At 57.1% G+C, this 11958-nt stretch carries 8 protein-coding genes; 2 read left to right on the top strand and 6 right to left on the bottom strand.

The window, feature by feature from the left end; genetic code table 11:
- The first annotated feature begins 95 nt into the window (after positions 1-95).
- A complete protein-coding gene (locus MME58_RS16010; protein ID WP_055006152.1) occupies positions 96-2222 on the top strand; it encodes a TonB-dependent siderophore receptor in 2127 nt (708 codons plus the stop codon).
- Positions 2223-2336: 114 nt separating this feature from the next.
- Here the strand turns inward: MME58_RS16010 and MME58_RS16005 are convergent, their stop codons facing one another.
- The 6 genes from MME58_RS16005 to MME58_RS15980 all read right to left on the bottom strand — a co-directional run bounded on the left by MME58_RS16005 (position 2337) and on the right by MME58_RS15980 (position 10759).
- Complete coding sequence (locus MME58_RS16005; protein ID WP_055006153.1) at positions 2337-3587, bottom strand: cellulase family glycosylhydrolase; 1251 nt, start codon at positions 3585-3587, stop codon at positions 2337-2339.
- Positions 3588-4021: 434 nt separating this feature from the next.
- Positions 4022-5242 carry a cellulase family glycosylhydrolase gene (locus MME58_RS16000; RefSeq protein WP_055006154.1) on the bottom strand — a complete coding sequence of 407 codons (1221 nt, stop codon included), beginning with the start codon at positions 5240-5242 and terminating at the stop codon, positions 4022-4024.
- A gap of 989 nt (positions 5243-6231) precedes the next feature.
- Positions 6232-7188, bottom strand: a complete 957-nt coding sequence (locus tag MME58_RS15995) for a D-2-hydroxyacid dehydrogenase family protein (protein ID WP_054985460.1) — start codon at positions 7186-7188, stop codon at positions 6232-6234.
- A gap of 35 nt (positions 7189-7223) precedes the next feature.
- Positions 7224-7877, bottom strand: a complete 654-nt coding sequence (locus tag MME58_RS15990; protein WP_054985461.1) for a DUF1345 domain-containing protein — start codon at positions 7875-7877, stop codon at positions 7224-7226.
- A gap of 151 nt (positions 7878-8028) precedes the next feature.
- Complete coding sequence (gene gudD / locus MME58_RS15985) at positions 8029-9381, bottom strand: glucarate dehydratase (RefSeq protein ID WP_055006155.1); 1353 nt, start codon at positions 9379-9381, stop codon at positions 8029-8031.
- A 52-nt stretch (positions 9382-9433) separates the two neighbouring features.
- Complete coding sequence (locus MME58_RS15980) at positions 9434-10759, bottom strand: MFS transporter (RefSeq protein ID WP_055006156.1); 1326 nt, start codon at positions 10757-10759, stop codon at positions 9434-9436.
- A 470-nt stretch (positions 10760-11229) separates the two neighbouring features.
- Here MME58_RS15980 and MME58_RS15975 point away from each other — a divergent pair, with 470 nt between their 5' ends.
- Positions 11230-11943 (top strand): FadR/GntR family transcriptional regulator, encoded by a 714-nt coding sequence (locus MME58_RS15975; protein ID WP_054985465.1) that lies wholly within the window; start codon positions 11230-11232, stop codon positions 11941-11943.
- Positions 11944-11958: the final 15 nt, after the last annotated feature.

The following is an 11958-nucleotide window of genomic DNA, read 5'->3' as shown; positions in this document are numbered from 1 at the left end:
AATTTGTATCAGGTGTTAATGAGAATCTGTACTATCCGCGAAAAAATCCTGCCGGGTCCCAAGAGGCCTGGTTTCTTGCCAAGGGCTGCACGTCGATGCGTCGTACTCTCGTTTCACTCTGCGTCATTCAAGCTATCTCTCAAACCGCCTGGGCAGATCAGGTGGCTGCCGGGCAACCTTCCATAGAGTTGCAGAACATCGACATCCAGGGCGCAGCCAGTGCTGAAACGGCGCAAGGACCGGTCGAAGGCTATCGGGCCACACGGTCCGCCAGCGCCACGCGTACCGATACCTCGTTGCATGAAACCCCGCAGTCCGTCAGCGTCGTGACCCGCGACGCAGTAGAGGATATCGGTTCCACGCGTTTGCAGGACGCTCTTGATTATGCGGGCGGTGTCGGGCGAGCCAACAACTTCGGCGGCCAAGGGCTGACGACATTCACGGTGCGCGGCTTCACGACAGGCGAGTTCTATCGCAACGGCTTCCCGATCAATCGTGGCTATCCGAACATGCCGGATGCCAACACCATCGAGCGTCTGGAGGTGTTGCGTGGCCCGGCCACTACGCTGTACGGCCGCGGCGATCCGGGCGGCACCTTCAATGTGGTCTCCAGACAGCCGCTGGCCGAGCCTGCGGTCACGCTGGGCACTCAGCTCAATGATCAGGGTATGAAGCGCGGCACGCTGGATGCCTCCGGGCCGCTGGATGATGAAGGGCGTTTTGCCTATCGCCTGAATGTCGTGGGCGAGGGTGGCAATACGTTCCGTGACCACGTCGAGACCGAGCGTTATGGTGTGGCACCGGTCTTGAGCTGGCAGGTCAATGACGCAACACGCGTCACCTTCGAAGGCGACTTCATGCGCAACAATGCTCCGCTGGATCGTGGCCTGACGCGTTACGCCAACCAGGCGGGCAGCGCGTCGCGCGACACCTTCTTCGGCGAGAAGAGCGTGGGCAAGTTGCACAATGACAACAACATGGTGCAACTGCGTTTCGACCACGACCTGAACGCCGACTGGAAGCTGGGCGGCGGCGTGCAGATGCTCGACGGCTCCCTGCAAGGCGATGCCATCGAGGCCAACGGCCTGGCGACCGACGGGCGCACTCTGGGTCGCAACTTCAACTATCGCAAGCTGGAATGGACGGATCGCGACCTGCAGTTGAACCTGACCGGGCATTTTTCCACCGCCGGCTTCGACCACACGCTGCTGACCGGGGTCGAGTATGAGAATTACGACTACAAGTCGATCATTCAGCGCTCCAGCGGTGCCGTCGGTGCCTACCCGATCGATATTTTCGATCCGGTCTATGGCCAGGCACGGCCCGCACTGACCCGGACCACGACCCATGACAAGGAAAATCTCAAGACCTGGGCGGCCTTCGTACAGGATCAAGTGGCCTTGACCGAGCGACTGAAACTGCTGGGCGGTGTGCGTCTCGAGCGTTTCGAGCATGACTACGACTCCTTCCTGCCCGGCACCAGCAGCTGGACCGCCAGCGATAACGCGGTCACACCGCGTCTGGGGCTGACTTATGACCTGACTGACAGTGTCGCGGTCTACGCCAACACGGCGCGCTCGTTCAAGCCTAACAGCGGTGCCAGCCGCCTGGGTGGAGGCTTCAAGCCGGAGGAAGGCAAGTCCTATGAGATCGGTACCAAATGGGAGGCGCTGGATGGCCAGTTGAGTGTCGACACCGCGATCTACCAGATCGAGAAACGCAACGTGCTGACCACCGATCCGGTGGATTCAACCTTCAGCGTGGCGGCAGGTGAGGTGCGCAGTCGCGGTCTGGACCTCAATGTGGTCGGCAACCTGACGCCCGAGTGGCGGATGATGGGCAGCTACGCGTACGTGGATGCCGAAGTGACTAAGGACAATACGCTACGCTCCGGCACACGGCTGATGAACATTCCCAAGCAGATGTTCAGTCTGCTCAACGTCTACGAGTTTCAGGACGGCGCCTTGCGTGGTCTGGGTCTGGGCGGCGGCGGTCGCTATGTCGACCAGCGCGCCGGGCGTACTGCCAATGTCGCGTTCTCGATGGACAGCTACACCGTGTTCGACCTGCTGGCCTATTACAAAATCAGCCCGCAGGTGAAGCTCAATCTGGACCTGAAAAACGTATTCAATACCGAGTATGAGGAAGGTGCTTTCGGGAACGTCTATGCGTATCCGGGGGCACCGCGCAAGCTGCAAGTGGGAATTGCTTATACGTTATGAGGGTGCCTGTATTTGCGGATGCCGCGTTCTCACAGGGACAGCCTGACCCGTTTCCGGGCCGGGCTCAGCGGCGTGCGTCATGGACACCTGGCTTCGTTTGCACGGAGCGTTGAATCACCCGAACTGATCGGACTTTGCAAACCCGGCATGGCGGCTAAGTTTGCCATCCTGGAACTGATTCTTCCCGGGCAGGATGTCTACTCCCGCCGCTTTGAGAGCAGGCATATTATCCTGCAAGGCCTTGGTGGCGGCGTCCTTTTGCTGGAAAGTGTTTCCTATCAGCAGGTTGGCATTACCCACTTCGCCGATCTGGAATTTATAGCCAGCCTCCTGCAACGCCTTGATCTGCTTTGTGAGCCGGGAGGAAGCCTCGCTTTCCCGGGCATACACATGAAAACTGCCAATCAGGGCAGGATTGCCCTCACCATTGGCGGCCTTTAATTGATCGGCAAACTTGACCAGGCCGCTTTGCGCGCCAGCGGTCAGGCCTCCGCCCCAGTTACTGTCCTCGACAACAATGCTTCCTTTATAGCCAGCATTGCGCGCGGACTTGATCAAGGTGATCTGCATGTCGGCCCAGTCCTGGCTGGCGCTTTTGCCGCCCTGATTGAAGGTGTCCAGCACGAAACCGGAACGACTGCCAAACTTTTTGACCACATTGCTGATGTCGGTCGACGCTTCCTTCAGTTTTTCTCCGGTCAGCACGTTTCCGCCACCCTGGTTCGCGTTGTCACGAAAAGTGAACTGGACTTTTACGCCTTGTTTGCCGCCTTCATCAAGCAATGTTCTGAGCTTATCCAGCTGCCTGACATCCTTAATCTGATCATGCGTCATCTGAAAGCGCAGGGTTCCGCCTCCAATTGCTTTCAGGTCCTGAATCATTTTTTTGGCTGCAGCTGGTGTGGCGATGTCATCAGGATTGACGTTGGCTCCCCCACGCAAGACAGGCTCGGTATTTTTGACAGGCTCTGAAGAGGCCACTTTGTCTTTTTCTTTGACTTCTTTTTCCGGCTCCGAAGCGGCCGTGGTGTTTTTGACGGCGGCCAGCTCTTCACGAAGGGCCTTTGTGTCGTCCTGGCTGACGCGTGTTTTCTGACTGACGAGTAAAGCCGTATCTGACGAAGATGCTTCGTTCTCGAGTGACCGGGCATTTCGATTGAGCATTGCTCGCGTGTAGACCGGAAAAACTTCCGGTGCCTCGGCGGAGCGGCTGTCAGTTGCGGTGTACGTGTCGAGTTTCGCCTGGATCGCCGGACTCGCGTCAGTAGTCCCGGTGCTCACGGCCAGCGTGGTTCTGTCTGCCATTGCAGGCTTTTCCCGGGCGGCCATGGGAGGGTCATATGACCTGTCTGAGCGGATGTTCATCGAATGCCTCTGTAGGCTCTGTACGAAAAATGACGACGCTCGGTAACACAGGGTGATGAGTTTCGAGGGGAGCGATGACTGATTGAATGACGGTGTTCATATAGCCAGGAGGGGAGGCTTGAGATGACGCTTTTATCACCGTAACAAGGGTTCTGTTTTCTTAAACCGGGGGCTTTTTGCGCCATTAGGTGTTGAGCGTTATTTGTCGGTGCGGAAAGATCGCATAAATAGGGCTTTTAGGGCAATAAAAAACAGAGCGGCTGAGTGCCTTTGATTATCGACGGTTCGCAACGGGTTGCTTCAGCTCCGTTGAATGTTCGACGTTGACGCTGTGTCGCCTCATGAGGTGCTGGCTCCTGAAAAGCGTCGGGAGCGCAGCATCGAATTTCAATTGCCGGTCTTGAATAGGGACGGCATGAGGCGCGTGTAAATCATCAGTATTGATCTGATTTTAAAAACCCTACATGGTGGCGAAGTTTGCCATTTTGGAACTGATCCTTCCAGGGCAATATATCGGCTCCCGCCGCTTTTAGTGCGGTGAGATTATCCCTCACTGCTTGAGTGGCACCGTCCCTTTCCTCGAACTTGTCTCCTCCCAGCCAGTTGGCATTGCCGACCTCACCGATCTGAGGTTTATAACCGGCGAGTTGAAGTGCCTTGATCTCGCTGGCCAGGCGGGCAGAAGCATTCGCATCATTGGCATACTCGTGAATGCTGCCAATCAGGCCAGGGTTGTTTTTGCCGTTGGCAGCCTTTAATTGATCGGCGTATTTCACCAGCCCACTCTCGGGGCCCGCGGTCAAGCCACCGCCCCAGTTGCTGTCTTCTACAACGATGCTTCCTGTATACCCGGTACTACGGGCCGCTTTAATCAATTCACTTTCCATGTCAGCCCAGCCCTGACTGGCGTTGGTACCACCCTCGTTGAAAGTGTCCAATACAAAGCTGGGGCGACTGCCAAACTTTTTAACCACGTTACTGATGTCGGCTGAGGCCTGCTTCAACTTATCCCCCGTCAACACGCTTCCGCCACCGCCGTTCGCATTGTCACGGAACGTGAACTGGACATGTACGCCTTGTTTGTCCCCTTCATTAATCAAGGCCGTGAGCTTATCCATTTGCTGGGTATCCTGGAGTTGGTCATGCGTCATTTGAATGCGTAACGTTCCCCCTCCAATGCCTTTAAGGTCTTGAATCATTTTCGTGGCCGCTGCGGGCGTGGCGATGTCATTCGGATCAACATTGGCACCGCCATGTGAACCGGTATCCGCATTGCTGACAGGCGTGGTCGAACCTGCAACATTTTCTTCGACCTTTGCAGCAGTGGCCTGAAGAGCGTTTGCAGTGGCTGTAGATGCAAGCGCGGGCGTCTGTTGACTGGCCGGCGCAGCCTCTGGCGAGGCGGTTGGCTTTTGCAACTGGGCGTTACGATAAAGCAGGGCTCTTGTATAGACCGGAGAGGCTTCCTGTGCCTCTGCGGGGCCCCTTGTAAAGTCAGGCATTTCAGAGGCGGTGTACGTGTCAGGTTTTGCCTGCCTGTTCGTATCGGCATCACTGACGCCAGTGTTGACCGGCAGTGCTGCCTTGTTTGTTACAGCAGATCGTTCAGTCGCGGGCAGTGAGAGGTTATATGACCGGGTTGAGGTGACGTTCATCGAGCATCTCTACAGTGAGGGGGTATAAGTTCGGCGGCGATGCTAGAGAGGGCGCGGGAGTGTTTCAAGTGGTTGAAAATGAAATAACAAGTGCCAAGCGTGAATGAGTGTTAATTGTCGAGGCTGCGTTAAAGAAACAGCAGATGATTAACGTATTGATTCTATTGGGGGTTGTGCATTTTTTAGTTGTGTATTCCGGGGAGTGCGCTGTAGGGGGGCGTAGAGGATGATGAGTGGGGTGAATAGATGGTCATAAGTCATGGTGTAGGGACGAATAAAAATCTTGCTTTTTAGTGTGTTGAATTTTTGTTTTATTGCAAAAAACCGATGGCTTAATTGGCAGTGGGGTGGGGTTGATAATCGCAGATCCTGCGGTGCGCCCTTCGCTTTATTGATCCGCTGTGGTCGCGCGTTTATTAAGTAGCCCATGTAAGAAAAATAGTATCGACGGCGTTGCCGAAAAGTATCGCCGCGTTGCGTTGATGTAATGAGCATGGTTTATAACCGGCCCCTTGAGGCAACTTTTTTCTGCCGTCACTGGGTGAGTTCCTGTCCCGGTATGTACCTGGCGCACGATGTATCAAGAGGAAGTTGTAGGTGCCTGAGACGTTTCAACAGAGCCACGCGAACGGTGGCATGCTTTGCCGTTATGGTTTTGCTTATGCTGGGCCTGGGTGTTGTTAGTCTGGCGCAGTTATCCAGTACCCCTGCCCAAGGGCTTGATATCGAAAATGACTCATTGCCCGGAATTGCCTTGGGCGATGCGATTGCGTTGGCGTTTTCAAACACGCGATACGATGTAATGAAAATGTGATCTGCTCGTAATGCCGATCAGCGGGTTCAGGCACGCGAGGAGTTGATGCAGCGCGAATCAGCGTTCGCAAAGCGACAGAGGCGTACCAGCCGTTTACCGACTCACCTGGTGAACGTGATGTCATTGACGGTGTGGGCAAGACTTTTCAAGACTACGTTCGTCATGCCGAACAGGTTCACCCCAACACCCGGATAGGTGATCGCGCATGCCACGCCTGGATGTCTTCGATCATCTGCCCGTAAAAGGTCCGGTAGTTGTTCTCGGTGACATAGCCGATGTGTGGCGTTGCGAGCACGTTGTCCAGCGTGCGGAACGGGTGGTCGGCAGGCAGCGGTTCGATGTCGAACACGTCCAGCGCCGCACCGGCGATCCTGCGCTGTTGCAGCGTTTTAATCAGCGCAGTCTGATCGATGATCGGGCCGCGTGACGAGTTGATCAGATAGGCGCCCGGCTTCATCCAGCCCAGTGCCTCTGCGTCTACCAGGCCACGGCTGCGTTCGCTGAGAACCAAGTGCACCGAGAGCACATCGGCCTGTTCGAACAACTGTTGCTTGCTGACATAAGTGACGCCTGATTCCGCGGCAGCTTCAGGTCTCAGGTTCTGGCTCCAGGCAATGACCTTCATGCCGAACGCCTGACCGTAGCGGGCGATCCATTTGCCGATACTGCCCAGGCCGAGAACCCCCAGGGTCTTGCCGTGCAGGTCGCTGCCCAACCCGACTTGCCAGTTGCCCGCGCGCAACGAGTTGGCCTCGGCCACCAGGTTGCGGGTAATGCCCATGATCAGCGCCCAGGTCAGTTCCGGTGCTGCGTTTTTGTAGCTTTCAGTACCGCATACGACAATGCCCTGGCGCTTCGCCGCAGCGATATCGATTGCCGCGTTGCGCATGCCGCCAGTGACCAGCAGTTTGAGCGCCGGCAGTTGGCTGAGCAGTGCCTCATCGAACAGGGTTCGCTCGCGCATCACGCAAATGATGTCGAAGCCTTGCAGGCGCTGGACCATTGTCGCGGTATTGGCAGGGTATTCGTGCAGAAAGCTGGCTTCGCCCACTGGATCGAGTGTTGACCAGTCCACCACGTCGCGGGCCACGTCCTGCCAGTCATCAAGCACGGCGATTTTCAATGGGGTCATGGTCTGCAGTCCTCGTAATGAAGTTGGCCTGAAGGCTAGTTGAACAGGCTAGCGGCGATGTTGATCGAAAAACCCAGAATCGCGGTGTTGAACACAAAGCAGATCAACGATTGTCCGAGCACAACCTTGCGCATTTCACGGGTCGCTACGCCAACATCGGAGGTCTGGACCGCAACGCTGAGGGTGAACGAAAAGTATAGAAAATCCCAGTAGTCAGGGTTCTTTTCACCGCCCACAAACGCCAGCGCCGGCTCCTTGCCTTTCCAGGTGTAGAACATGCGTGCGTAATGCAGGCTGAAGATCACGCCGATCATCAGCCAGGAGCCAATGACGGTCAGGCCGGTGAAGGCGTGATGGAGCATTTTGGCATCACTGGAAAGGCCCTTGCTGCCTGCAACTTCGACGATGATCGCCGCCAGGCTGGCCAGCGCCGCAACGCAGACCGTTACCAGAATGACGCCGGCGTTCTCGTCTTCCACCATTGCAACTCGCCGAACGTCGTCGGCATTACTGCGCAGCGTGCGCACGAAAATCAGGATCAGATAAAGCCAGACACCCGTGTCCCAGCCGGTCAGCAGGCTCTGCGTAAGGGTTGCGTGGGGAATAAGCAAGGCCCAGGCAATGCCTGCGGTCAGGCCTACCAGAGCGGCGAAGGTCAGGCGAGGGCGGGTACGGGCAAGATGGCGCATGCGGTCTGGTCGTTACTGGAGGTCGCCAGACAGTAGCATGCCGGTTTTGCATGCCAAGCTGTATTTGAAAAAAACGGCGCGCAAGGGGGTTGCGCACCGTGTGCCAGCCAGAAGTGAGCAGGCGGCGAGTGACTTCGAATGTCGGTCAGGCTCAACGCGCCAGGCAAGGCTGCTTGTTGTTGAATGTCCAGTTCGGGATCAGAAACTGCATCGCCGCTGCGTCATTGCGGGCACCCAGGCCCATACCTTTGTAAAGTTCATGAGCCTTGGCCAACTGGTCCATGTCCAGCTCGACCCCCAGCCCCGGTTTCTTCGGCACCTCGACCTTGCCGCCGATAATCTGCAATGGCGCCTTGGTCAGGCGCTGGCCGTCCTGCCAGATCCAGTGGGTGTCAATCGCCGTGATGTTGCCTGGCGCGGCAGCTGCCACATGGGTGAACATCGCCAGCGAAATATCGAAATGGTTGTTGGAGTGCGAACCCCAGGTCAGGCCCCATTCATTACACATCTGGGCCACGCGTACCGAACCCTGCATGGTCCAGAAGTGCGGATCGGCCAGTGGAATGTCTACCGATTGCAACTGAATGGCATGGCCCATTTCCCGCCAGTCGGTGGCGATCATGTTGGTGGCAGTCTTCAGGCCGGTAGCGCGCCGGAACTCGGCCATGACTTCGCGGCCGGAGAAACCGTTTTCTGCACCGCACGGGTCTTCCGCGTATGCCAGCACATGGTGCTGATCGCGGCACAGGCGGATGGCTTCCTTGAGCGACCATGCGCCATTGGGATCCAGGGTAATCCGGGCATCCGGAAAACGTTCAGCCAGCGCTGTGACGGCTTCGATTTCTGCGTCGCCGCTCAATACGCCGCCCTTGAGCTTGAAGTCCTGAAAACCGTAACGCTGGTGCGCGGCTTCTGCCAAACGCACCACAGCCTCGGGGGTCAGCGCTTCCTCATGGCGAATACGGAACCAGTCATTGTCTGCTTCGGGTTCGCTGCGGTAGGCGAGGTCGGTCTTGCGCTGGTCGCCGACGTAAAACAGGTAGCCCAGCATTTCGACCTTATCGCGTTGCTGTCCTTCACCCAGCAGGGCTGCAACCGGGACGTCCAGGTGCTGGCCAAGCAGGTCGAGCAGGGCGGCTTCAAGTGCGGTAACCGCGTGAATGGCGATGCGCAGATCGAACGTCTGCAGGCCACGGCCACCCGAATCTCGATCGGCAAAGGCTTTGCGCGCTTCATTGAGAATCTTCTGGTAAGTGCCGATGCTGTTGCCGACCACCAGCGGGCGTGCATCCTCAAGGGTCTGGCGTATCAGCTCGCCCCCCGGCACTTCGCCGACGCCGATATGCCCGGCATTGTCCTTGAGGATTACGATATTGCGGGTGAAGTAAGGCCCATGCGCGCCGCTCAGGTTGAGCAGCATGTCGTCATGGCCGGCTACCGGCACTACCTGCATCTCGGTAATGACGGGGGCCTGACGGGTAATGTTGGCTTGCTGAATGTTCATGACTGATCCTGTAAGAAAATATGACCTGTAGAAACGTCGCTTCGCATAGGCATCAATGCGTGGCCGGGGTCTGGATGGCGGCGACCGGTGTCGCGCCCGGCCTGGGGGTATTGCGCGCGGCGAAAACGATGATCGCGGCAATGATCGATGTGGCTGTCAGGCCATACAATCCGCCCTGGATCGAGCCCGTATGCTCTTCCAGCAGGCCGAAGGTGGTCGGTGCCACGAAGCCACCGAGGTTGCCCACCGAGTTGATCAGCGCAATCACCGCTGCAGCGATACGTGCATCCAGATAGGCCTGCGGGATTGGCCAGAACAGCGAGGAGGCTGACTTGAAACCCAACGCTGCAAAGCAGATTGCAACAAAGGCGAAAATCGGGCTGCCGGTGGTGGACATGAACATTCCGGCAGCGGCAATCAACAGCGCAATGGCCACCCAGGCCTGCTGGCGTTTCCATTTGGCGGACAGCGCGGCGAAGACGTACATGCCGATGATCGACAGCAGCCACGGTATGGAATTGAACATGCCGACTTCGAAGTCAGTCAGGGTGCCCATTTTTCTGATGATGCTCGGCAGCCAGAAGGTTGCTGCATAGATAGTCAGCTGAATGAAGAAATAGATCAGGCAGAACAGAATGATCTGGCTGTCCTTGAGCAGCTTGCCAATAGAAGCCTTGACCGGTGTCGCCGCTTCACGGGCAGCCTGTTCGGCATCGATGGCGCTGACCAGCGCATCCTGCTCCTCGCGGGTCAGCCATTTTGCGTCGTGCGGTTTGGAGTCCAGCCAGAACCAGACGAAGAAGCACAGGCCGACCGAGAACATCCCCTCGATGAAATACATCCACTGCCAGCCTTTCATTCCAAAACCGGTGATTTGCAGCAGCAGGCCTGACAACGGTCCCGAAATCAGCGACGCGATGGCCGAGCCACTGAGGAAAATGGCAATCGCCTTGCCCCGCTCGACGCCGGGCAACCAGCGGGTGAAGTAGTAGATCACGCCCGGGAAGAAGCCTGCCTCGGCCACACCCAGCAGAAAGCGCAGGATGTAAAAGTGGGTTTCGTTCTGGATGAACGCCATGCAGGCAGCCACGATGCCCCAGGTGAGCATGATCCGCGTCAGCCAGATGCGCGCGCCGATTTTCTGCAGCAGGATGTTGGATGGCACTTCGAAAAGGGCATAGCCGATGAAGAACAACCCGGCACCCAGCCCGTAGGCCGCAGCGCCGATGCCCAGGTCATGCTCCATGTGCGAACGCACGAAGCCGATGTTCACCCGGTCGATGTAGTTGACGATAAACATGATGACGAAAAGCGGCAGGACGTGACGTTTGACCTTCGATACGGCTGAACTCAAAACCGGATCTGTGCCGTCGGCCATCCTGGAATTGGATGTGCTCACAGTTGAATCTCCCACTCGTTGTTTTTATGCGGGTATGTGCGAAGTGTGTCCCTCGCATTGTCGGTCATCATACAAGTAAAAATTCGTTCCGCAATCCCCCGATGCTGATGAATTGGACGATTGAGTGCGCTCTATGTCAGCAGGTATCGGTACTGTGCAGGTCAGTATGACGATAATGACTTGATGGCTATATCAAGAGATTGCGGGGCTTTAGCTGTTTTTTCATGTGGGAAGGGATGACGTATTCCTGATTGCGGATCGACTGGAACTGCTAAAAAAAGGCAAGCCGGGGCCAACCAGCAATTTTGACAGTGATGGCTAACTTGTAATACAAGTAAGACAACTGCGCGGGGCGTTGAAACCGGTCTCTTTGCGCATTCAATATCACTTTCACGCTGTCAGGGCTGTGATACGGCAGCACAATCAGACAAGTCAGGGATTCATCTGCCATGCAAGAGCCCAACAGTGCTGCACCCAAACGCAGGCAGCACAGCCTGGCCACCGACCTGGTCACCGAACTGAGCCAGCGCATTTTGCTGGGTAAAATCGCACCCGGTCAGAAGCTGCCCTCCGAAAACCAGATCGTCCGTGAGCACGGTGTCAGTCGCACCGTGGTGCGTGAGGCAATATCCAAGTTGCAGGCGTCAGGTCTGGTGGTGACCCATCACGGTATCGGTACATTTGTGCTGGAGCGCAGTGACCAGACCGGCCTGCGGCTCAAGGTCGAAACCGTTTCACGGGTACGCGACATCATCGAACTGCGTATCGGCCTGGAAACTCAGGCTGTCGCGCTGGCCGCTGTGCGCCGCACCGACGAGCAACTGGCGGCCATGCGTCAAGCGCTGGATGATTACCAGGACCTGCTGGCCAATGACGACAGCTGCGTCGAGGCCGACAAGCGCTTTCACATGCTGATCGCCGAAGCCACCGGCAACCCGTATTTCATGGAGATCATGCAGCATCTGGGCAGCGCGATCATTCCGCGCAGCCGCATTGCTTCGAGCGAGCGGGCGGGAAATAACCTCGCGCATCAAGGCTACCTGGCCAATCTGGAGCACGAAGCATTGCTCAACGCCATTCGTCGCAAGGACCCTGACGCAGCGCGTGCGGCGATGTGGACGCACCTGAGCAACAGCCGTGAGCGGCTGGTGCCGCTGGAGTAGGCGCGAGCGTGTTTG

It is taken from the genome of Pseudomonas syringae pv. tagetis, from assembly GCF_022557255.1.
Lineage (GTDB): Bacteria > Pseudomonadota > Gammaproteobacteria > Pseudomonadales > Pseudomonadaceae > Aquipseudomonas > Aquipseudomonas caricapapayae.
The sequence above is the reverse complement of the archived record's forward strand: the minus strand, read 5'-3'. Positions and strand labels throughout refer to the sequence as shown.